Origin of the sequence: Tardiphaga sp. 839_C3_N1_4, from assembly GCF_051811045.1 — a bacterium.
GTDB lineage: Bacteria > Pseudomonadota > Alphaproteobacteria > Rhizobiales > Xanthobacteraceae > Tardiphaga.
On the sequence record NZ_JBPWQD010000001.1, the window covers coordinates 372,774 to 394,699 of the forward strand.

At 61.1% G+C, this 21,926-nt stretch carries 18 protein-coding genes and 1 pseudogene; 17 read left to right on the forward strand and 2 right to left on the reverse strand.

From position 1 onward, the window contains the following. Positions 1 to 61: 61 nt before the first annotated feature. The 13 genes from lepB (at position 62) to arsC (ending at position 11,249) form a co-directional block, all read left to right on the forward strand. A complete protein-coding gene (gene lepB / locus AB8A38_RS02140) occupies positions 62 to 820 on the forward strand; it encodes a signal peptidase I (RefSeq protein WP_115029240.1) in 759 nt (252 codons plus the stop codon). Beyond that, on the forward strand, positions 757 to 1,638 hold the full coding sequence (gene rnc / locus AB8A38_RS02145; protein WP_439084789.1) for a ribonuclease III: 882 nt from the start codon (positions 757 to 759) through the stop codon (positions 1,636 to 1,638). Before lepB ends, rnc begins: the two co-directional genes overlap by 64 nt. Continuing rightward, on the forward strand, positions 1,628 to 2,581 hold the full coding sequence (gene era / locus AB8A38_RS02150; RefSeq protein WP_439084790.1) for a GTPase Era: 954 nt from the start codon (positions 1,628 to 1,630) through the stop codon (positions 2,579 to 2,581). Before rnc ends, era begins: the two co-directional genes overlap by 11 nt. Positions 2,582 to 2,614: 33 nt before the next feature. Beyond that, positions 2,615 to 3,007, forward strand: coding sequence for a hypothetical protein (locus tag AB8A38_RS02155; RefSeq protein ID WP_315842609.1), 393 nt, complete (start codon positions 2,615 to 2,617; stop codon positions 3,005 to 3,007). Positions 3,008 to 3,051: 44 nt separating this feature from the next. Beyond that, positions 3,052 to 3,801: a DNA repair protein RecO gene (gene recO, locus AB8A38_RS02160; protein ID WP_439084791.1), complete on the forward strand. Its 750-nt coding sequence runs from the start codon at positions 3,052 to 3,054 to the stop codon at positions 3,799 to 3,801. A gap of 81 nt (positions 3,802 to 3,882) precedes the next feature. After that, on the forward strand, positions 3,883 to 4,356 hold the full coding sequence (locus AB8A38_RS02165; RefSeq protein WP_439084792.1) for a hypothetical protein: 474 nt from the start codon (positions 3,883 to 3,885) through the stop codon (positions 4,354 to 4,356). A 77-nt stretch (positions 4,357 to 4,433) separates the two neighbouring features. Next, positions 4,434 to 4,727: a hypothetical protein gene (locus AB8A38_RS02170; RefSeq protein ID WP_439084793.1), complete on the forward strand. Its 294-nt coding sequence runs from the start codon at positions 4,434 to 4,436 to the stop codon at positions 4,725 to 4,727. A gap of 9 nt (positions 4,728 to 4,736) precedes the next feature. Further along, positions 4,737 to 6,203, forward strand: a complete 1,467-nt coding sequence (locus AB8A38_RS02175; RefSeq protein ID WP_439084794.1) for a TolC family protein — start codon at positions 4,737 to 4,739, stop codon at positions 6,201 to 6,203. Between the two features lie 13 nt (positions 6,204 to 6,216). Beyond that, entirely contained in the window at positions 6,217 to 7,602 is a 1,386-nt protein-coding gene (locus AB8A38_RS02180; RefSeq protein WP_439084795.1) for a multicopper oxidase family protein, read from the forward strand. Between the two features lie 51 nt (positions 7,603 to 7,653). Beyond that, the gene (locus tag AB8A38_RS02185) at positions 7,654 to 8,115 is read left to right on the forward strand and encodes a cupredoxin domain-containing protein (protein WP_439084796.1); all 462 of its coding nucleotides are present in this window, start codon (positions 7,654 to 7,656) and stop codon (positions 8,113 to 8,115) included. A 39-nt stretch (positions 8,116 to 8,154) separates the two neighbouring features. Then, positions 8,155 to 8,457 carry a copper-binding protein gene (locus tag AB8A38_RS02190; protein ID WP_439084797.1) on the forward strand — a complete coding sequence of 101 codons (303 nt, stop codon included), beginning with the start codon at positions 8,155 to 8,157 and terminating at the stop codon, positions 8,455 to 8,457. 177 nt (positions 8,458 to 8,634) lie between these two features. Continuing rightward, the gene (parC, locus tag AB8A38_RS02195; protein WP_439084798.1) at positions 8,635 to 10,893 is read left to right on the forward strand and encodes a DNA topoisomerase IV subunit A; all 2,259 of its coding nucleotides are present in this window, start codon (positions 8,635 to 8,637) and stop codon (positions 10,891 to 10,893) included. 11 nt (positions 10,894 to 10,904) lie between these two features. After that, positions 10,905 to 11,249, forward strand: a complete 345-nt coding sequence (arsC, locus tag AB8A38_RS02200) for an arsenate reductase (glutaredoxin) (protein ID WP_439084799.1) — start codon at positions 10,905 to 10,907, stop codon at positions 11,247 to 11,249. Positions 11,250 to 11,423: 174 nt separating this feature from the next. Here the strand turns inward: arsC and AB8A38_RS02205 are convergent, their stop codons facing one another. Next, a complete protein-coding gene (locus tag AB8A38_RS02205) occupies positions 11,424 to 12,392 on the reverse strand; it encodes an amidohydrolase family protein (RefSeq protein WP_439084800.1) in 969 nt (322 codons plus the stop codon). Positions 12,393 to 12,816: 424 nt separating this feature from the next. On the opposite strand from AB8A38_RS02205, the gene AB8A38_RS02210 reads away from it, so the two are divergent. Further along, positions 12,817 to 14,295 carry an MmgE/PrpD family protein gene (locus AB8A38_RS02210; RefSeq protein WP_439084801.1) on the forward strand — a complete coding sequence of 493 codons (1,479 nt, stop codon included), beginning with the start codon at positions 12,817 to 12,819 and terminating at the stop codon, positions 14,293 to 14,295. Between the two features lie 146 nt (positions 14,296 to 14,441). Beyond that, on the forward strand, positions 14,442 to 15,923 hold the full coding sequence (locus AB8A38_RS02215) for an MmgE/PrpD family protein (RefSeq protein WP_439084802.1): 1,482 nt from the start codon (positions 14,442 to 14,444) through the stop codon (positions 15,921 to 15,923). Positions 15,924 to 15,952: 29 nt separating this feature from the next. Here AB8A38_RS02215 and AB8A38_RS02220 read toward each other — a convergent pair. Further along, positions 15,953 to 17,254, reverse strand: a pseudogene (locus AB8A38_RS02220) (hemolysin family protein). Between the two features lie 333 nt (positions 17,255 to 17,587). Between AB8A38_RS02220 and AB8A38_RS02225 the strand changes: the two are divergent. Both AB8A38_RS02225 and AB8A38_RS02230 read left to right on the forward strand, forming a co-directional pair. After that, positions 17,588 to 18,760 carry an efflux RND transporter periplasmic adaptor subunit gene (locus tag AB8A38_RS02225; RefSeq protein ID WP_439084803.1) on the forward strand — a complete coding sequence of 391 codons (1,173 nt, stop codon included), beginning with the start codon at positions 17,588 to 17,590 and terminating at the stop codon, positions 18,758 to 18,760. Beyond that, positions 18,757 to 21,924, forward strand: a complete 3,168-nt coding sequence (locus tag AB8A38_RS02230) for an efflux RND transporter permease subunit (protein WP_439084804.1) — start codon at positions 18,757 to 18,759, stop codon at positions 21,922 to 21,924. Before AB8A38_RS02225 ends, AB8A38_RS02230 begins: the two co-directional genes overlap by 4 nt. Positions 21,925 to 21,926 lie beyond the last annotated feature (2 nt).

The following is a 21,926-nucleotide window of genomic DNA, read 5'->3' on the forward strand; positions in this document are numbered from 1 at the left end:
GCCGCTTTGCCCCAAAATGCGCTATCAGCCGCGCGGCGACGCTGCGGGAATCGGGAAAGCGATGAGCGTGACATCCGGGACGAAGACTGAAAGCGGCGTCGGCGAGACCATCCGTGTTGTCATCAACGCATTGCTGATCGCGCTGGTGATCCGGACCTTCCTGTTCCAGCCCTTCAACATCCCGTCGGGCTCCATGAAGGCCACGCTTCTGGTCGGCGATTACCTGTTCGTCTCGAAATATTCCTATGGCTACAGCCACTTTTCGATCCCGCTGTCGCCGAACATCTTCTCCGGCCGCGTCTTCGGCTCCGAGCCGTCGCGCGGTGACGTCGTGGTGTTCCGCCTGCCGAAGGACGACTCCACCGATTACATCAAGCGCGTGATCGGGCTGCCCGGCGACCGCGTCCAGATGAAAGAGGGGCTGCTCTACATCAACGAGAAGCCGGTGCAACGCGAGCGCATGAGCGACTTCGTCGGCGAAGATCCGTGCGGCTCCGATGCCACGGCGCGGGTGAAACGCTGGAAGGAAACCCTGCCGAACGGCGTCACCTATGAGACGCTCGATTGCGTCGACAACGGCTTCTACGACAACACCAATGTCTACACCGTGCCGCCCGGCAACTTCTTCATGATGGGCGACAACCGCGACAATTCCACGGACAGCCGCGTGCTGTCGGCCGTCGGCTATGTGCCGTTCGAGAATCTCGTCGGCCGCGCGCAGATGATCTTCTTCTCGATCGCCGAAGGCGAACATGCTTGGCAGATCTGGCGCTGGCCGACCGCCGTGCGCTGGAATCGAATTTTTTCTATCGTGCGATGACCGACGACTCCAACAATCCCATCGATACCGCGCCGAAAACCGACGAATTGAGCCCGACCACCGAGGCTACGCCGGAGACGGCGGCTGCCCGCAAGAAGAAGTCGCGCGCGGCAGCCAAGGCGGCCGCGGCCGAGATCGAAACGCGGATCGGTCACAGCTTCAAGGACCCGCTGCTGCTGGCGACGGCCTTCACCCATGTGTCGGCCCTGAAGTCGCAGCGCAGCCGGACCGAGAGCTACCAGCGTCTCGAGTTTCTTGGCGATCATGTGCTTGGCCTCGTGGTCTCCGACATGTTGTTTCGCGCTTTCCCGAATGCGGATGAAGGCGAGTTGTCGAAGCGGCTCGCCGACCTCGTCCGCAAGGAAGCATGCGCCGACGTCGCGCGGCTGTTGGGTCTCCTCGAGGGTATCAAGCTCGGCACGGTCGGCGCCGGCGCCGGTCAGCGGTTGCGCAAGTCGGTCCTCGGCGATATCTGCGAAGCTGTGATCGGCGCGATCTTCCTCGATGGTGGCTATCCGGCTGCTGAAAGTTTCGTGCAGCGCAATTGGACCGAGCGTATGCGCAAGCCGGTGCGTCCGCTGCGCGATCCGAAGACGGTGCTGCAGGAATGGGCCCAGGGCCGCGGCCTGCCGACACCGGCCTATCGGGAGGTCGAACGCTCCGGTCCGCACCACGATCCGCATTTCAGGATCGAGGTGGATGTGAAGGGTTTTGCACCGGCTGAAGGCGAGGGCGGTAGCAAGCGCGCCGCCGAGAAGGCCGCGGCGCAGGCAATGATTGCGCGTGAAGGCGTCAGCAGTGGCGGCAATGAAGGATAATGTCGTGAACGATGCTGAACCAGATCATGAATCCGAAGGGACACCAGCCGAGACCCGCTGCGGCTTCGTCGCGCTGATCGGCGCGCCCAATGTCGGCAAGTCGACGCTGGTCAATGCGCTGGTCGGCTCCAAGGTGACCATCGTCTCGCGCAAGGTGCAGACCACGCGCGCGCTGATCCGCGGCATTGTGATCGAGAACCACGCCCAGATCATTCTGGTCGATACGCCCGGCATCTTCCTGCCGAAGCGGCGTCTCGACCGGGCGATGGTCAAGACGGCATGGAGCGGTGCGCATGATGCCGACGTCGTCTGCGTGTTGCTCGATGCCAAAGCGGGCATCAACGAGGAAGCCGAGGCGATCTTCGCGCAGCTTGCGAGCGTCAATCACCCGAGGATCCTTGTCATCAACAAGGTCGACATCGTCTCCAAGGAAAAGCTGCTGAAGCTGGCGCAGATGGCCAATGAGCGGCTGAAGTTCGAAGAGACCTTCATGATCTCGGCGATGACCGGTGACGGCGTCGACGACCTGCGCCGCAGGCTCGCAGCCGACGTTCCCGCCGGCCCGTATCACTATCCCGAAGACCAGATGTCGGATGCGCCGATGCGGCATCTCGCGGCGGAAATCACCCGCGAAAAGATCTTCCGTCAGCTGCATCAGGAACTGCCGTATCAATCGACGGTGGAGACCGATAGCTGGACCGAGCGCAAGGACAAGTCGGTCCGCATCGAGCAGACGATTTTCGTCGAGCGCGAAAGCCAGCGCAAGATCGTGCTCGGCAAGGGCGGCGCGACGATCAAGCAGATCGGTGCGGACTCGCGCAGGGAGCTGACCGAGATCGTGGGTGCGCCCGTGCATCTGTTCCTGTTCGTGAAGGTGCGCGAGAACTGGGGCGACGATCCCAATCGTTATCGCGAAATGGGCCTCGAATTTCCTCACGAGTGATCGAGGAGCGATGATGGAAGTGCAGCCGACAAGATGACCGCTCCCGCCAACCTTCCGAAGAACGTCTTCTATTTCGAAGTCCTGCTCTACATGTCGCTGATCCTCGACGCGCTGTCGATCGCGTTCCAGGACCGCACGCCTGACCTCACGATGTCCGAGAGCACCATCATGGCGGCGAATCTGGTCGCCGCCTGCATGCTGTTGTTCTTCGTCTGGCTCGTGTGGCTCGCCGCCTATCGCCGCAAAGGCTGGCCGCGCTGGGTGCTGGTGGTGTCGCTGGCGTTCTCGGTATTGTCGCTGTTTCAGGTGCTTGGCCTGTACGGACTGCAGTTCGACAGTGCGATCGAGATCGTGTCATGCATCCTGACCGGCCTCGGACTATATTGCGCCTTCACTGGCGACGCGAAAACGTGGTTCAAGGCCTGATCGCATTTACTGCGGCGGCTGCCGAATTCCTGTAACCTGCCCCCATGGAATGGACCGACGAGGGCATCATCCTGGGCGTGCGGCGGCATGGCGAATCCAGCGCCATCGTCGAACTGCTGACCCGTAGCCATGGCCGTCATCTCGGCCTGGTGCGCGGTGGTGCGGGATCGAAGATGCGACCGCTGCTGCAGCCCGGCAATAGCGTGCAGGCGATATGGCGGGCGCGGCTGGACGAACAGCTCGGCTATTACCTGATGGAAGGCACGTTGATGCGTGCCGCGACGCTGCTGGGTTCGTCCCATGCGGTCTACGGCATCACCCATCTCGCGTCGCTGGCGCGGCTGCTGCCGGAGCGCGATCCGCATGAAGACATCTACGAGACGCTGGAGCGCATCCTGGATGACTTCGATGATGTCGGCGAAGCCGCGCTCCATGTGATCCGGTTTGAGCTGGCGATGCTGACCGAACTCGGCTTCGGCCTCGATCTGGAGAATTGCGCCGCCACCGGCGTGACCTCTGACCTGATTTACGTGTCACCCAAATCTGGCAACGCAGTGTCCCGGACCGCGGGCGAACCGTATCGCGACCGGCTGATGCGGTTGCCGTCATTCCTGCGCAAGAGTGAAGACGGCCAAAACAGCATCTCCGACCGCGACCTGCAGGACGGCTTCGACCTGACCGGGCGCTTCCTGCTCCGCAACGTACTGGGACCGCGTGGGCAGGGTCATTCCGACGCCCGCGAAGGGTTCATCAACGCGGTGACGCGGCACCTCGCGCGAATCTCATCGTCCTGAGGCAAGTTCGACATTGGCGAATGCCGGATTCGCGTCTATGTTCCGCGTGTTGACGGGTTGATAGGAAGATATCGCGTCCAGATGCTGGTTCGTCTGACCAGAGTGCAGCGGCTGAGAGCAGGGTGGTTTGTCGCCCTGGTCTATCTGTTGTGTGTGCTGGCGCCGACGATCTCCTTTGCCTTGCCGGGACAGCACCCGGTCGCGCCGTGCCTGACTGGCGAAAGTCATATGACCGGCATGGTTCATGTTAACAGCAGCGCGTCTGCGCACATGCATGGGGATGGTCACGCGCACGATCATTCTGTCGCGCACGCATCAGCCGCACACGCTGATGGCGACCACGCATTGACGGCGATTGACGATGCCTCCGGTTCGCAGAAAGTCCCGCATTCACCGAACGGTCCATGCTGCGGCCTGATGTGTATTTCCGCGCTGCCGGCACCGCTGACTGACATAGTGACCCCTTCGGTGCCGACGGTCCTTCGTGTCACCGAAGGCTATCGCGCGGTCACCGACAGCACGCCCGCCCGGCTCTACCGCCCTCCGATTTCCTGACCTGATCGTATCGACGCGGTGCCGCGCCCGTTAAGGGCACGCGCGCCTGTGATCCATCGTCATTTCAGGAAAATAACATGCTTGCGCAGCTTGGGGCGAAGCTCGCCGCCGTTTGTTCGGTGGCCGGGAAGCTATTCGATATCAGATTGGGAATCCTTGCAGCGACGACCGCTGCCAGTATGTCGCTCGGTGGCTGCATGCCAACGACCGTGCCGTTGGCTGGCGCCGATCCGGCAGATCCCGGCGCCAAGGTCGCTGGTGTCGGCTATCGCTCCACGGTGGCTCCTTACAGCAGCCTCCGGCCGGTTGCCCCGTCGGCATGGCGGGAGCAGAACGACCGCGTCGCTCCTGTGCCGAAATCTGGCCGGTAGGGGGCACTCATGTTCAACAAGCATCACACGTCGCGCACGCATGCGCGCCAGTTCGGTTCAAGGTCTGCAGCCGGCATTACGCTGCTGTCGACGCTGTTGCTGGCGGGATGTGCATCGTTCTCGCCTGATGGCGGTATGGGCGTCGTCGCCGGGGTCGCAAGCGAGACCATCAACAAGGACGTGATTACGATCCGGACGCCCGATGACGCACAACGTGCCGATGCAACCGTCAAAGCCCTGCTGCGGCGGCCACTGACAGTCGACAGCACGGTGCAGATCGCGTTGCTCGGCAATCGCGGCCTGCAGGCTGCGTATAATGAATTGGCGCTTGCGGAAACGGATTTCGTCGGTGACAGCCTGCCGCCCAATCCGACATTCTCGATCTCGCGCATTTCCGGAAACGGAGCGCTGGAGATCGAGCGACAGGTCGTCGGCGATATTTTGGCGCTGGCGACACTGCCGTTCCGCTCCGAGATCGCCCGTCAGCGATTCCAGAAAGCGCAATTGCGTGCGGCTGCAGAGACGCTGCGGCTTGCCGCTGACGTCAGACGCACTTACTACCGCGCCGTCGCTGCCAACGAACTTGTCGGCCTGCTGACGGACGCCAAGTCGACGGCGGAAGCTACAGCGCAACTCGCGCAGAAGCTGGGCGAGACCGGGTCGCTGAACAGGCTCGACCAAGCCCGTGAGCAGGTATTCTACGCGGAGACGACCGCCGATCTCGCAACGCTCCGCCAAGAGGCCACGAGTTCGCGCGAGCGTTTGATCCGTCTGCTCGGTCTCTGGGACGGCGACATCGGCATCAGACTGCCGCAAAAACTTCCAGTACCGCCGCGCCAGCCGCTGTCGTTGCCGCGCATCGAGGTCGATGCTGTTGCACACCGCATTGACCTGCAGATCGCCCGCATTGAACTCGCCGCTCTCGCCAAGTCGCTGAACCTCACTGAAGCAAGCCGGTTCGTGACGTTGCTCGACGTCGCCGGTATCGACCGCAGGACGCGCGATCCGGAGGGGGCGCCGTTCCGCGAACGCGGCTTCGACGTGCAATTTCAGATTCCGATCTTTGACGGTGGTGAAGTGCGCGTTCGACAGGCGGCAGAGACCTACAATCAGGCCTTCAACCTGTTGACCGAGAAGGCCGTGAATATCCGCTCGGAAGCGCGCGATGCCTTCAGGGTCTATCGCTCGACCTACGATATCGCCGGTCACTACCAGCGCGAGGTACTGCCGCTGCGCAAGATCATCTCGGACGAGATGCAACTGCGCTTCAGCAGCATGCAGGTCGATGTATTCGCGCTGCTGACCGAGGCCCGCCAACGCATCGCGGCGCTGCGCGCCGCCATTGAAGCCAAGCGCAATTTCTGGCTCGCGCAGTCCGAACTGCAAAGCGCGATCAATGGTGGTGGCCGCGGCGAACCATCATCCGAAACAAGATCCGCGACGGCCGCGCAGGCGTCCAGTGGAGGAGGGCACTGAAATGGAGAAAACCATGTTGTCCCGACGAAATTTTCTCGGCACCGCCACAGCGCTCGCTAGCGCTGCTGCGGTCACCGGCCGCGTCCAGGCGGCGAATATTCCCGAAGCGCCCACGATGGACAAAGTAACAATGCAGCCACCGCTGCATCCGTCGAGCGGGCCCGACTACAATCCGGTGGTTACGCTCAACGGCTGGACATTGCCGTGGCGTATGAATGGCGACTGGAAGGAATTCCATCTCGTCGCCGAGCCCGTCGAGCGCGAATTTGCCGACGGCATGAAGGCCTATCTCTGGGGTTACAACGGCCAGTCGCCCGGGCCGACGATCGAAACCGTCGAAGGGGACAAGGTTCGCATCTTCGTTACCAACAAACTGCCGGAGCACACCACCGTGCATTGGCACGGCGTGATCCTGCCGAGTGGCATGGACGGCGTCGGCGGACTGAGCCAGCCGCATATCAAGCCCGGCAAGACCTTCGTCTACGAATTCGAGATGAAGCATAGCGGCACGTTCATGTATCACCCGCATTCGGACGAGATGGTCCAGATGGCGATGGGCATGATGGGGATGATGGTCGTGCATCCCCGCGACAACAGCTTCCGGCCCGTCGATCGCGATTTCGTCTTCATCATGAGCAGCTATCTCATCGATCCCGGCACCTATCTGCCGAAGGTCAACGAGATGACCGACTTCAATATGTGGGCGTGGAACAGCCGCGTCTTTCCCGGCATCGATCCGTTGCCGGTTCGGCTCGGCGATCGCGTGCGGATACGGGTCGGCAATCTCACGATGACCAATCATCCGATCCATCTGCACGGCCACAAGTTTGCGGTCAGTTGCACGGATGGCGGATGGGTGCCTGACAGCGCGCAATGGCCGGAAGTCACCACTGACGTGCCGGTGGGGGCGATCCGCGCATTCGATTTTGTCGCCGACAATCCCGGCGACTGGGCGTTCCACTGCCACAAGTCGCATCACACCATGAATGCGATGGGTCACGACGTCAGAAACCTGATCGGTGTCTCCAAAAAGGATCTGGCGAAGGCAGTCGGCAAGCTCGCGCCGGATGCGATGGTGATGGGATCCACCGGCGGCGCCATGGGCGAGATGGAGATGCCGGCGCCAGACAACACACTGCCGATGATGACGGGATCAGGTCAGTTCGGTCCGATCGAGATGGGCGGCATGTTCAGCGTCATGAAGGTGCGGGACGGACTCGCGCGCGACGATTACCGCGATCCCGGTCCTTACGATTTCCCGAAGGGCACGGTGGCCTATGAGATCGAGGCGCCGCAGAGCGAGGCTCCACGACAGACGGGTGTGAAGGGCAACACCATCAAAGGCCAGGGATCGAAGCCGATGGACATGAAGAAGGGCATGAAAATGAAGGGAATGTAGGGCCAGGACTGCACATCGTCATCACGGACAACAAGCACCATGGAAACTGAAATGAACAAGACCCGGAAATACATTGGCGGCGGCGTCATGCTGGTCGCGATGGCTTACTCGGCTGCTGCTGCGGCCCACGACAAGCACGGAGGATATTCGGCCGGCGAACCCGGCGATCCCAAGAAGCCGGCGCGCGAGATCGTCGTCAGCATGAACGAGATGGATTATTCGCCTGCGGTCATTGAGGTCAAGCGCGGCGAACAGATTCGCTTCGTGATCCGTAACGCGGGGACTGAAGCACATGAATTCCTGCTGGCGACCACGGCAGAGAATCTGAAGCACGGCGAAGCGATGAAGAAAAATCCCGATATGGAGCATGACGAGCCCAACGGCTTGCGTCTTGCGGCCAAGAAGTCCGGGGAAATCCTGTGGAAGTTCTCGAAGGCAGGGACGTTCGAATATTCGTGCTTGATCCCGACGCATCGTGAATTGGGCATGACCGGCAAGGTCGTCGTGAAATAGCCGATGCGAACGACTCAATCTGAAGCAAAGGAATGCATGATGAAGACCAATGGATTTATCGCGCTTGTCGCGTTTGTCGCGCTCTCAATGTCCGGCGTCGTGGCGGCCGCGCAGGACGCTGCGGTGCGCGGAGAAGTGAAGAAAATCGATGAAGCGGCGGGCAAGATCACGCTGAAGCACGGTCCGATCAAGAGCCTCGATATGGACGAGGGCATGACCATGGTGTTTCGCGTCAAGGACCCGGCGATGCTGAAATCGGTCAAGGTGGGCGACAAGGTGACGTTCAATGCCGGTCGCGTCGATGGTCAGATCGTCGTGACCTCCATCCAGAAAGCCAAATAGTCTCCGGAAGGGGGCGTCCGGGCGGAGCTTGGAGCCGCCATCTATCGAACGCCTCATGGTTGTCGGAACGACGTGGGCGGCCTTCCCGGGCAAGGCCGCCCCGATATCGATGGAACTTGATCGGTGGTGCATGATTCATTTCTTGCCCGATTCGCCGGGAGGCGCTAACCCCTCGCCATGGGAAAAAGACTGATTCCGCCGGAGCCGGCTGAAATTCACGAAGTGCAGCTGCGGGACGCGCTCGAGGAGCGCTATCTCGCTTATGCGCTGTCAACAATTATGCACCGGGCGCTGCCGGATGCGCGAGACGGGTTGAAGCCGGTTCACCGCCGCATCCTCTATGGCATGCGCCTGCTGCGGCTCGATCCGGGCACGCCGTTCAAGAAGTCCGCCAAGATCGTCGGCGACGTGATGGGCTCGTTCCATCCGCATGGTGACCAGTCGATCTATGACGCGCTGGTGCGCCTCGCGCAGGATTTCTCGTCACGCTATCCGCTGGTCGACGGCCAGGGCAATTTCGGCAATATCGACGGCGATAGTGCTGCGGCCTATCGTTACACCGAAGCCCGCATGACCGATGTGGCGCGGTTGCTGCTCGAAGGGATCGACGAGGACGCGGTCGAGCTGCGCCCGAATTATGACGGCCAGACCAAAGAGCCCGCAGTGCTGCCGGGCGGTTTCCCGAACCTGTTGGCCAATGGCGCGCAGGGCATCGCGGTCGGCATGGCCACCTCGATCCCGCCGCACAACGTCGCCGAACTCTGCGACGCCGCGCTGCATCTGATCGACAAGCCCGACGCCAAATCGAAATCGCTGATGCGCTGGGTGAAAGGACCGGATTTCCCGACCGGCGGCATCATCGTCGATTCCAAGGAAAGCATCGCCGAGGCCTATATGACCGGGCGCGGCTCGTTCCGCACCCGCGCCAAGTGGCATGTGGAAGAGGGCGTCCGTGGCGCCTGGAATGTCGTGGTCACCGAGATTCCATGGTTGGTGCAGAAGTCGCGGTTGATCGAGAAGATCGCCGAGCTGCTCAACGACAAGAAGCTGCCGCTGATCGGCGATATCCGCGACGAGTCTGCCGAGGACATCCGCGTCGTCATCGAACCGAAGACACGCAATGTCGATGCCGGTCTGGTGATGGAGTCGCTGTTCAAGCTCACCGAGCTCGAAAGCAAGATTCCGCTGAATCTCAACGTGCTGGTGAAGGGGCGCATCCCCAAGGTGCTCGGCCTTGCCGAATGCCTGCGCGAATGGCTCGACCATCTGCGCGACGTGCTGCTGCGCCGCTCCAACTTCCGCAAGAACCAGATCGAGCATCGGCTGGAAGTGCTCGGCGGTTACCTGATCGCCTATCTCAACATCGATGAGGTGATCAGGATCATCCGCACCGAGGATGAGCCGAAACCGGCTTTGATGAAGGCGTTCAGCCTGACCGAATTGCAGGCCGAGTCGATCCTGAACATGCGGCTGCGCAGCCTGCGCAAGCTCGAAGAGTTCGAGATCAAGAAGGAAGACAAGGAACTCCGCGCAGAGCTCAAGGGCATCAACGCGATCCTGAAGTCCGAGACCGAGCAGTGGGCCAAGGTCGGCGAGCAGGTCCGCAAGGTGCGCGACATCTTCGGGCCGAAGACGCCGCTCGGCAAGCGCCGCACGGTGTTTGCCGACGCGCCGGAGCACGATCTCGCTGCCCTCGAAGAGTCACTGGTCGAGCGCGAGCCCGTCACGGTCGTGATTTCCGAGAAGGGCTGGGTCCGCACGCTGAAGGGCCAGGTCGCAGATCTCTCAAACCTGACCTTCAAGACCGACGACAAGCTCGACAAGGCGTTCTTCGCCGAGACCACGTCGAAGCTGATGCTGCTGGCCACCAATGGCCGGTTCTATTCGCTCGACGTGTCGAAGCTGCCGGGCGGTCGCGGCCATGGCGAGCCGATCCGCCTGTTCATCGACATGGAAGGCGACGCCGCCATCGTCTCGATGTTCGTGCATAAGGGCGGCCGCAAGTTCCTGATCGCCAGCCACGACGGGCAGGGCTTCCTCGTCAATGAGGATGACTGCGTCGGCACCACCCGCAAGGGCAAGCAGGTGCTGAATGTCGAGATGCCCAACGAGGCGCGCGTGCTGACGGTGGTCGGCGAAGGCAGCGATCAGGTCGCGGTCATCGGCAACAACCACAAGATGGTGATCTTCCCGCTCGATCAGGTGCCGGAGATGGCGCGTGGCCGCGGCGTGCGGCTCCAGAAATACACCAGCGCAGGCCTGTCGGACGTCGCCACTTTCGTGGCCAAGGAAGGCCTGACCTGGAAGGATTCGTCCGACCGCGAGCATCGTCTGACCTGGAAGGAACTAGCCGACTGGCGCGGCAACCGTGCGGACGCCGGTCGTCTCGCGACCGGCCTGCCGAAGTCGAACAAGTTCGGCCGGGTGATCGAGTAACCTCGCGCGCTATGGCGGTCACCATCTTCCACAATCCTTCCTGCGGGACATCGCGCAATACGCTCGCGATGATCCGGCAGAGTGGGATTGAGCCGGTGGTAATCGACTATCTCAAGACATCGCTGGATCGTGATCGGCTCCAAGTGTTAGCGAATGCCATAGGCGGCGCTCGTGAACTGCTGCGCGAGAAGGAAGGTGTCTATGGCGAGCTTGGGCTTGCTGATCCCGCGCTCGGCGATGACGCCCTGATCGACGCGATCATCGCGCATCCGATCCTGATGAACCGACCCATCGTCGAGACGCCGAAGGGCACGCGATTGTGCCGGCCGGCAGATGTGGTGCTGGGGCTGCTCTAGGGATCCAACTCGCCGATCAAAGGACGGCCTCATCCTGAGGAACCGCGTTCTTGCGCGACGTTTCGAAGGACGGCGGTAAGGTTGGTGTCAACAAGCCCATGGTTCGAGACGAGCGCAAAGGGCGCGTCCTCACCACGAGGGCTGCAGATCTCGGCGCCAGATGGGCCGCGGCAATTACGTCACCGGCGCGAACTTGAACAGCTTCTCTGGGTTGGTCACCAGCAGTTTGCGTTGAACCGCAGGATCCGGCGCGTAAAGCGGGATCAGATCCACCAACGTGCCGTCATTGGGCATGATCTTGACATTCGGATGCGGCCAGTCGGTGCCCCACAACACGCGGTCCGGCGCATTGTCGATCAACTGCTTCGCGAACAGCACGGAGTCATGGAATGGCGCTGCGCCAGCCGAGGCGCGTTCGAGACCTGTAATTTTCATCCAGCACTTATCGTCGCTGGCCTGCAGATCGAGCAGTGCCTTGAATTCGGGATCGTCGAGGCCCTTGGCGGCGCTGATCGTCCCCATGTGATCGATCACGTAAGTCACCGGGAGCGCTTTCAGGATCGGCACGAACTCACGGACTGTGCCGGCTTCGAGATAAATGTCCACATGCCAGCCGATGGCGGCGACGCGGTCGACCAGCGTACGGAAGACCTTCATGTCGCCGACGCCGCCAAGTCGTTTGAGGAAGGCGAAGCGGCAGGCGCGGATGCCGCCTTTGTCGAGCGCCATGAGATCGGCTTCCGACATGCTGTCGTTCACATTGGCGACGCCCCTGTACTTGCCGCCGCTCTGCGCGATCGCGTCGATCACCACGCGGTTGTCAAACCCATGGACGGTCGCATTGACGATGACGGCGCGTTCGACGCCGATCGCTTCATGCAGCTTGCGAAACATCTCAAGCGGAGCGTCAGGCGGCGAGTAGGGGCGCTTGGGCGAGAATGGATACACCGCGGCAGGGCCAAAGATGTGTGTATGTGTATCGACGCTTCCGGCGGGCGCGCGGAATTTTGGAGGAATTGTATTGAGATCGGGGCCTGCAATGGTGGGGATTGCGGGTTCGTCGGCAGCCTGCGCTATTCGGCTTCCAATCACATTTGTGAGGCCAAGTGATGCCATCGCGGCCAGAACGTCACGTCGGTGCATTTAATCTCCTTGCGTCTGCATGCGCTGCGGCATGCACCAGACGTGAATCGTCGGTGCATGTGTCGCCGTAGAGCGGCACCTGCAAATTTGTTGGCTGTCTAAACGATATATGTCTCTGAGGGAATGCGAGCAGCGCTCATGGCCGGATGATAAATCTCTGCAGCGTTTCACCCTGAAAGTTATTTGTTGGAATCCAGAGCGCGCATGACGTGCAACGGAAACAGACCGCATCAAGGCTAGTGGGGGTGAATTTATGAAACAAATGAGAAATTCGGGATAATAGCGCTATCTCGTGCATATATTGCAAATCCGTAAGGTCGCCTGAATTCGAACTGCTTGCTATCGAATTGTAATAGGCGTATCGCCGCAGCCCGACGAAGCGGCGCGTCGATCGCGCGAAGAATGATAGTTCGGAGAAAATCCCATGGCGTACACCAATCGCAGGACCATCTTGCAGGCAGCTGCTGCGCTCCCGGCTCTGGCTGCAGCGGGGCGTGGTGTCTTGGCTGCAGAGCCAGCTGCCAGTGAGGCGCCGAAGAAGGTCGCATCGGTTGCTCCGCCGCATGTGACGCAGATTCTCGCGCATTACATCGTCAATGCCAAATACGATGACCTTCCGGCTAATGTTCGCAAGGAAGGCGTGCGCACGCTGTTGAACTGGGTCGGTGTCGCCATTGGCGGTTCGCATCATCAGACGGTGGACATCGCGGCGTCGGCGCTGGTGCCATTCTCCGGTCCGGCGAAGGCCTCGCTGTTCGGGCGCAACGAACGCTTCGACATCATGAACGCCGCTTTCATCAATGGTGTCTCAAGTCACATCTTCGATTATGACGACACCCATCTGAAGACGATCATTCATCCGGCTGGTCCAGTCGCATCTGCGATTCTGGCGATTGCGGAAATGAAGCCGGTGTCCGGCAAGGATTTCCTCAATGCGCTGGTGCTCGGTATCGAGACCGAATGCCGGATCGGCAATGCCGTTTATCCGAACCACTATGACGTTGGCTGGCACATCACCGGCACCGCTGGCGTATTTGGCTCGGCCGCCGCGGCTGGCAAGCTGCTCGGTCTCAACGAACAGCAGATGATCTGGGCGCTGGGGCTCGCGGCCTCGCAGCCTGTGGGCCTGCGGGAGTCCTTCGGTTCGATGAACAAGAGCTTCAATCCCGGCCGTGCTGCCAGCAACGGCATCTTTGCCGCTATCCTTGCGTCAAAGAATTACACCAGCTCCGATGGCATGATCGAGGCCAAGCGCGGCTGGGCCAATGCCATCAGCACCAAGCAGGACTATGCCGAGATCACCGAGGGGCTCGGCAAGCGTTACGAGTCAGCGCTCAACACCTACAAGCCGTTTGCCTGCGGCATCGTCCTGCATCCGCTGATCGACGCGGCGATCCAGCTCAGGAATGAGAACAAGCTGACGCCGGATATGATCAAACAGGTCGACGTGAAGGTTCATCCGCTGGTGCTCGAGCTTACCGGCAAGAAGACACCCAAGGAGGGGCTCGAAGGAAAATTCAGCGTCTATCATGCGGTTGCCATCGCCTTTATCGAAGGCGCCGGCGGCGAGAAGCAGTTCAGCGATGGGGCGGTGCGCGACGCGAAGACGATCGAATTGCGCGGCAAAGTCGTTCCGACTGTCGATCAATCGATCAAGCCGGAACAGGTCGAGATGTCCGTCGAGTTGAATGACGGGCGCGTGCTCAAGAAGCGGATCGAGCACGCCATTGGCAGCCTTGAGAAGCCCATGAGCGATGCCGATCTCGAACGCAAGTTCAAGGATCTCGCTGAAGGAATCCTGCCGCACAAACAGGCGGCAAAGGTGATGGATCTGTGCTGGAAAGTCGAAAGCCTGGCCAGCGCAGGTGACATCGCTCGGGCAGGCGCAAAGTCAGGCGCTTAGTAAATTTTGTCTTATCCATACGCTTACGTCATTGGTGCAGTGACGTAGGTGCGTCTACCGGAATACCGCGTTCCGGAATATGCGTCGTGTGAGGCGTCGTTGCCTCGAATTGGTCAACCAATCCACCTTCATCGTCAAAGGTTCACATGCCCCAGCGCCGTACGCCGTCACGCCGTCGCGTTCTTCAGTCCGCCAGTGCTCTCGCCGCATTGACGCTTTCGCCGCCCATCATTCGCAACGCTGCAGCGGCAGATGCGAAGGCTGCCGCGGCAGGTGCGGATGTCACCGGGCGTCTTGCGCGCTACATGGTCTCGGCGCGCGACAAGGCGCTTCCTGATGTGGTGATGACGGAATGCAAACACCGCATCCTCGATACCTTCGGCGCGATGGTCTCCGGCGCGCGGATGCATCCGGGCGAGATGGCCCTGAAATATGTTCGCGGGCTCGGCGGCGAACAGCAGGCGTCGGTGATCGGATCCAGTTTCCGCACTACCGCCGTCAACGCCGCGCTGGCCAATGCCATGTGCGCGCATGCAGACGAGACCGATGATTTCGAGCCGGTCACCAAGGCGCATCCGGGAAGCGCTGTCGTGCCGTCCGCGCTGGCGATGGCGGAAAAGGAAGGTGGCCGGTCGGGCATCGAATTCATTCGGGCCGTGACGCTCGGATATGATCTCACTTGCCGGCTGCTGATGGCGCTTGGACCGGATCTCGTCCGTGGTTCGCATCGCAGTGCGGAGGGGACCAGCTCCACCTTCGGTTCTCTTGGTGCAGCGGCGTCGCTGGCCCGGCTGGACGAGAAGGGTATGCGTTATGCGATCTCCTATTCCTCGCAGCAGGTGGCTGGTCTGTGGAGCTGGGTGAAGGACGAGGATCACGTCGAGAAGGCTTTCGACTTCGCGGGCATGGGCGCCCGCAACGGCCTGACCGCCGTGACCATGGTTCAGGCCGGTTTGACCGGCGTTCATGACGTCCTCGATGGCACGCATAACCTGTTCATTGCGCTGTCCACGGATCCGAAGCCGGAAGAGATGCTCGCCGGTCTCGGCAGCCGCTTCTACGTCACTGAAACGGCGATCAAGACATTCTCGGTCGGCTATCCCATCCAGTCGCCTCTCGACGCCATCCTGACCCTGCGCAAGCAGAATGGCCTGACGCCTGGCAATGTGAAGAGCATCCTTGTCAAGATCCCGACCGATGCGACAGGGATCGTCGGCACCAGCGCGATGCCCGACGTCAACTGCCCGCATCTGGTGGCGGTCGCACTCGTCAAGGGTGCCGTGTCGTTCGTCGACAGCCATGACCAGGCACTGATGAAGGATTCCAAGATCCTTGAGCAGCGCGCCAAGGTAACCGTGGTCGGCGATAAGGCTCTGATGGACCCTGCCGCGCCGCGCGGCGCCATCGTCGAGGTGGAGATGATGGATGGCAAGAAGGTGGAGCACTTCACCAAGTTTCCGCCCGGCACCAAGGAAAATCCGCTGAGCACTGATGCGGTGAGTGCGAAGACACGCGATCTCATCGCGCCGGTTCTCGGGGCCGAAAAGGCGAAGAAGCTGATCGATCAGATCAACAATCTGGAGAAGGTCAAGGATATCCGCTCGCTGCGGCCACTGTTCACGACCTGATACCCGATACGCGAAGCGCTGGGATCAATTTACCCCAGCGCTTCTTCCTTGACGCGGCTCGCCAGCACCTTGTCGATGCGACGGCTGTCGAGGTCCATGACCTCGAACCGCCAGGCATGCGAGACGATCTCGTCGCCGACCTCGGGAATCTAGCCGAATTCCTGCAGCAGGAAGCCGGCGAAGGTCTGATAGGGGCGCGACTGCGCGGGCAATTCGATGCCGAGCAGGGCAGCGAACTCCACCGCGGGCATCCAGCCCGAGATGAGGTAGGAGCCGTCCTCGCGTTTGTGGAAGGCGACCTCGGCCGGGCCTTCCTCGGTGTGGAAGGCGCCGACTATCGACTCCAGAATATCCGCCGATGTCACCACGCCCTGGAATACGCCGTATTCGTCATGTACGAGGCCGATATGGAATGGCGAGTCACGCAGGATCGCCACTACGTCGCGCGCATCGACGGTGTCGGGGATGACCGGCGCCTCGCGCACCAGCGCGCGGATGTCCGGCGTCTTGCCGCTCAAATACACATCGAGCAGATCCTTGGCCTGCACGATGCCGATGGCGGAATCGCCATCGCCATCGAACACCGCAAAGCGCGAATGCGAGCTGCCGGCGAGTTCGGCCTGGATGGTCTCGATGGGATCGGCAAGATCGATCATCGCCACTTCATGGCGCGGCGTCATGACGGCACCGACGGGCAGGTCGCCGAGGCGCATCACGCCTGCGATCATTTCCTTTTCGCCGGGCTCAAGCACGCCGGCGGTTTCCGCTTCGGTCACGAGCGTGCGGATTTCGTCTTCGCTGACCTTCTCCTCGGCTTCTCCGCGCTGCCCAAGTAGGAACAGGATCGCCTTGCCGGAGCGGTCAAGCAGCCACACCAGCGGCAGCGAGATTTTTGCGAGCAGCACCATGGCGGGCGCAACGCGCACCGCCACGGCCTCGGGATCGCGCAACGCGATCTGCTTGGGCACGAGTTCGCCGATGATCAGCGAGGCGTAAGTAATGATCGATACGACGATGCCGACGCCGAGCGTATCGGCGAGGCCTTTTGACACGCCAAGGTCAAGCAACAGTACCGTGAGACGCTGGCCCAGCGTCGCACCTGAGAAGGCGCCCGACAGGACACCGATCAGCGTGATACCGATTTGTACGGTGGAGAGGAACTTGCCCGGATCGGAGGCCAGCGTCAGTGCGCGGCGTGAACCTGTCACGCCTTTTTCAACCAAAGCGGCGAGGCGGGCAGGACGGGAGGATACGATCGCCAGCTCCGACATTGCGAGCAGGCCGTTGACGACGATCAGGACCGCAACGATCCCGAGTTCGAGAGATAACACCTTGGTTCCTTCTGGTGATGGAAACGCAAATCTAGTCGATCCGGCGGGATCCCGCCATGGTGCAAGCCCGAGGCGACACATGGGCTCATCCCGTTGGAATCACGGCGATGGGCTAATTCCAGGTGGGGCAAATGGCAGCGGAGGTCGCTTTCCCCTCATTCGCGGCCTCATTTATCAAACTTTTGTGCGGTCTCGGCGCATTGTGTGACGCGGCGGAGGCCCACAACTGCTGCCCAACTTGGGATTGTGATCGCCGCCGTCAAAAAATTCGACGTGTCGCAATTTTCATGTACCATTGATTTTGGTCAGTTTGTTTCGCTGGGGGCATTTGTGTTGATTTGCTTCAGATCGATCTTTCCTGCCGTCTCGTCCGTCATCGTACTTCTGCTTCTCGCAGGTTGCGGCAAGAAGGAGGAGGTAGCGGCACCGCCGGCGCCACCGGTCACGGTTGCCAATCCCGTCAAGCGGATGACAACTGACTGGGATGAATTCACCGGTCGCTTCGATGCCGTCGATCAGGTGCAGGTGCGCGCCCGCGTCACCGGTTTTGTCACCAAGGTGACCTTTGTCGACGGCGCCGTCGTCAAGACCGGCGATGTGCTCTACGAGATCGATCCGCGGCAATACGAGGCGACGGCAGAGCAGGCGCAGGGGCAGCTCGACGATGCCAAGGCCAAGGTCGTTCTGGCAGAGAAAGAACTTGAGCGCGCCACAACGCTGATCAAGACCCAGGCGATCTCCGAAAACATCGTCGATCAGCGAAACCAGCAGCTCGCGGCGGCGCAGGCTGCGGTTTTGCAGGCCGAAGGCGCCTTGAAACTGGCCAAGCTCAATCTCGAATATACCAAGGTTGTTGCGCCTATCGATGGCCGCGTCAGCCGGCATCTGATCAGCGTCGGTAATCTCGTGCAGGGCAGCGACAGCGGTGCGACGGTGCTGACCTCGATCGTGTCGATGGCGCCGATCTATCTGTATTTCGACATGGACGAGTCGATCTATCAGCGGAACAGCCGGCTGTGGTTCGAGGGCAGGCGACCAAGTTCGCGGGATACGCCCAATCCGGTGCAGATAACACTGACCGGTGATACCAAGCCGTCGCGCGAAGGCAAGATGGACTTCCTCGACAATCGCCTCGATGTCGGCACTGGCACGCTCCGCGGCCGCGCCATCGTTGAAAATAAAGACCTCTCGATTCTGCCCGGCCAGTTCGCCCGCCTGCGTGTCATCGCCAGCGGCGAATATGACGCGCTGCTGGTGCCCGACACGGCTATTGCGACCGATCAGTCGCGCAAGATCGTGATGGTGGTGAAGGCCGACGACACGGTTGAAGCGCGACCGGTGGTTCTGGGGCCGCTCGATGACGGGTTGCGGGTCATCAGAGAGGGTCTGAAACGCGATGATCGGGTGATCGTTGACGGGCTGCAGCGGGCGCGGATCGGCGCCAAGGTGTCGCCAAAGATGGCGGACGCCAAGCCTGCTACTCCAGCTGCCGGCGCCAAGCCATGAATCTGGGCAGCCTGTCCGTCAATCGTCCGATCCTCGCGATGGTGCTGTCCATCGTGCTGATCATCGTCGGTGCACTCGCTTACACCACGTTGCCGGTGTCGGAATATCCGGAAGTTGCGCCGCCCACGGTCGTGATCACAACGCAGTATCCGGGTGCGTCCGCGCAGACCGTATCCGAGACGGTGGCGACGCCGATCGAGCAGGAGATCAATGGCGTCGAGGACATGCTGTATCTATACAGCCAGGCGACCTCGAACGGCCAGCTCAACATCACCGTCACTTTCAAGCTCGGCACTGACCTCGATAAGGCGCAGGTGCTGGTGCAGAACCGCGTTGCCATCGCCCAGCCGCGTCTGCCTGAGGAAGTCCAGCGCAACGGTGTCGTCACCCGCAAGAACAGTCCCGACCTGATGATGGTTGTGTTCATGCTATCGCCCGACGACACCTACGACCAGCTCTATATCTCCAACTATGCGCTGCGCCAGGTGCGCGACCAGTTGTTGAGGCTCAATGGTGTCGGCGATATCCAGATATTCGGTGCACGTGATTACTCGATGAGGCTGTGGCTCGATCCCGACAAGATCGCCAATCTCGGCATGACCGCGGGCGACGTCATCACGGCCATCCGCGCGCAGAACATCCAGATCGCCGGTGGCCAGATCGCGGAGCCGCCGATCTCCGACCGTGCCTTTTCGCCGAACCTGACCTTTACCGGTCGTCTCAAGGATCAGTCCGAATTCGGCAACATCGTCATCAAGGCAGGCAGTGACGGCCGCACTGTGCGATTGCACGACGTTGCGCGGATCGAACTTGGCGCGCTGTCCTATGCGACCAACAGCTTCCTTCTGAAAAAGCCGGCGGTGGCGCTCGCGGTCTCGCAGCGGCCGGGATCGAATGCGCTCTCCACGGCGAAAGCCATCGCCGATACGATGGTCAAGCTGAAAGCCGATTTCCCGAAAGGTCTCGAATATAATATCGGCTATAATCCGACTGAATTCATCGCACAGTCAGTCAGCGAGCTGATCAAGACGATCTACGAGGCGATGGTGCTGGTCGTGATCGTCGTGCTGGTGTTCCTGCAGGGCTGGCGGCCGGCGATCATTCCGATTATCGCCATCCCGGTGTCGCTGGTGGGTACTTTTGCGGTGATGGCGGCGCTCGGCTTTTCGATCAACAATCTGACGCTGTTCGGGTTGGTGCTCGCTGTCGGGATCGTGGTCGACGACGCCATTGTCGTGGTGGAGAATGTCGAGCGGCATCTCGCCGAAGGAAAGACCCGACGTGACGCGGCGCTGCTGACCATGAACGAGGTCGGCGGCGCGTTGATCTCGATTGCGCTGGTGCTGTGCGCGGTGTTCGTGCCGACGGCGTTTATCGGCGGCATATCAGGCCAGTTCTTCCAGCAATTCGCCGTCACCATCGCGGTCGCGACGGCGATCTCCTGCTTCTGTTCGTTGACCTTGTCGCCGGCTTTGGCCTCGATGATCCTCGAACAGCATCACGAGAAGAAACCGCCCCCAAGCTGGAACGTGGTTGCGCGTGGCTGGAACGCGTTCACCGGTCTGTTCAATCGCGGCTTCGACCGGCTGTCGCACGCCTATGGCACCGCGGCCGGCTTTGTGATCCATCATCTGGCGCTGATGCTCGTCGTCTACGCAGCCCTGATCGGCACGGCTGGCTGGCTGATTTATGCGACGCCGCAGGGCTTCATTCCCGCGCAGGATCGCGGCTATGTCATCGTCGTTGTGCAATTGCCCGGCGCGGCATCGCTCAGTCGCACCACGGAGATCGTGCGGCAGATCGAGCGCATTGCGCTTGAAGTCCCGGGCGTCGTCCGCGTGCCGTCCTTCGCCGGCTTCAACGGTGCCACACGCACGCAGGCATCAAATGCTGCGGCGTTATTCCCTGTATTTGACGATGCGGAGGAGCGCGCCAAACATGGGAATACCGCAGCCAAGATCACGGCCGAATTGCGCAAGCGGTTGGCCGTTATCGAAGGCGCGCTGGTGATCGTGGTGCCGCCACCTGCGGTGCCGGGCATTGGTACCGGTGGTGGCTTCGCCATGCGCATTCTCGACAATCAGGGCAGGGGTCCTGATCTGCTCGAGAAGGCGACCGACGAACTTGTGAATGCCGCGCGCAAGGCGCCCGGCCTCACTGCCGTGTTCTCCCCCTTCAGTGCGAACACGCCGCAAGTGTTCGTCGAGATCGACCGTCAGAAGGCACAGATGCTCAACGTGCCCGTTCAGAACGTCAATGAGGCGATTCAAACCTATTTCGGTTCGGCCTATGTCAACGACTTCAATATCCTTGGCCGCACCTATCATGTCACGGCGCAGGCCGATCTGCCGTTCCGCAAGGAACGGTCTGATCTGGCGCGGATGCAAACCCGCAATGCCGATGGCAACATGGTGCTGCTGGGCAGTGTGGTGAACTTCAGGGATACGGCAGGCCCTGACCGCGTGCCGCGCTATAACCTTTATTCCGCTTCTGAAATCCAGGGTGATACGCTGCCCGGCGTCAGTTCGACGACGGCGCTCAATACCATGAAGAAGCTCGCCGACGAGACGCTGCCGAGCGGCTTTACCTTCGAATGGACCGATCTGTCCTATCAGCAGGTGACCGGAGGCAATGCGGGCCTGTACGTGTTCCCGATCTGCGTGCTGTTCGTCTATCTCGTTCTGGCTGCGCAATATGGCAGTTGGTCGCTGCCCTTTGCGGTCATCCTGATCGTGCCGATGTGCCTGTTCGCGGCAACCATCGGTGTGCGGATCATGGGGCAGGATATCAACATCCTCACCCAGATCGGTTTCGTCGTGCTGGTCGGCTTGGCGGCAAAGAATGCGATCCTGATCGTCGAGTTTGCCCGCGACATCGAGCAGGAAGGCCGCGATCAGCTCGAAGCCGTGATCGAGGCCTGCCGTTTGCGTATCCGCCCGATCCTGATGACGTCCTTTGCCTTCATTCTCGGCGTGCTGCCACTTGTGATCTCGTCGGGCTCAGGCTCTGAGATGCGGCAGGCCGTTGGTGTCGCGGTATTCTTCGGCATGATCGGCGTCACGATCTTCGGTCTCGTTTTCACGCCGGTCTTCTACATTCTGATCCGGCGCCTGTTCCCCGGCTCCGTCGAGATCCACGCCAAGGAGCAAAGCGCGCATGGTTAAAG

Bases quoted from the DNA above. Each gene is read 5' to 3' on its own strand.
- AB8A38_RS02170 (WP_439084793.1), top strand. From the start codon at position 4,434: ATGCTTGCGCAGCTTGGGGCGAAGCTCGCCGCCGTTTGTTCGGTGGCC.
- parC (WP_439084798.1), top strand. From the start codon at position 8,635: ATGGGAAAAAGACTGATTCCGCCGGAGCCGGCTGAAATTCACGAAGTG.
- arsC (WP_439084799.1), top strand. From the start codon at position 10,905: ATGGCGGTCACCATCTTCCACAATCCTTCCTGCGGGACATCGCGCAAT.
- era (WP_439084790.1), top strand. From the start codon at position 1,628: ATGAAGGATAATGTCGTGAACGATGCTGAACCAGATCATGAATCCGAA.
- lepB (WP_115029240.1), top strand. From the start codon at position 62: ATGAGCGTGACATCCGGGACGAAGACTGAAAGCGGCGTCGGCGAGACC.
- AB8A38_RS02165 (WP_439084792.1), top strand. From the start codon at position 3,883: ATGCTGGTTCGTCTGACCAGAGTGCAGCGGCTGAGAGCAGGGTGGTTT.
- AB8A38_RS02175 (WP_439084794.1), top strand. From the start codon at position 4,737: ATGTTCAACAAGCATCACACGTCGCGCACGCATGCGCGCCAGTTCGGT.
- AB8A38_RS02230 (WP_439084804.1), top strand. From the start codon at position 18,757: ATGAATCTGGGCAGCCTGTCCGTCAATCGTCCGATCCTCGCGATGGTG.
- AB8A38_RS02190 (WP_439084797.1), top strand. From the start codon at position 8,155: ATGAAGACCAATGGATTTATCGCGCTTGTCGCGTTTGTCGCGCTCTCA.
- recO (WP_439084791.1), top strand. From the start codon at position 3,052: ATGGAATGGACCGACGAGGGCATCATCCTGGGCGTGCGGCGGCATGGC.
- AB8A38_RS02215 (WP_439084802.1), top strand. From the start codon at position 14,442: ATGCCCCAGCGCCGTACGCCGTCACGCCGTCGCGTTCTTCAGTCCGCC.
- AB8A38_RS02185 (WP_439084796.1), top strand. From the start codon at position 7,654: ATGAACAAGACCCGGAAATACATTGGCGGCGGCGTCATGCTGGTCGCG.
- AB8A38_RS02205 (WP_439084800.1), bottom strand. From the start codon at position 12,392: ATGCACCGACGTGACGTTCTGGCCGCGATGGCATCACTTGGCCTCACA.
- AB8A38_RS02180 (WP_439084795.1), top strand. From the start codon at position 6,217: ATGTTGTCCCGACGAAATTTTCTCGGCACCGCCACAGCGCTCGCTAGC.
- AB8A38_RS02155 (WP_315842609.1), top strand. From the start codon at position 2,615: ATGACCGCTCCCGCCAACCTTCCGAAGAACGTCTTCTATTTCGAAGTC.
- AB8A38_RS02210 (WP_439084801.1), top strand. From the start codon at position 12,817: ATGGCGTACACCAATCGCAGGACCATCTTGCAGGCAGCTGCTGCGCTC.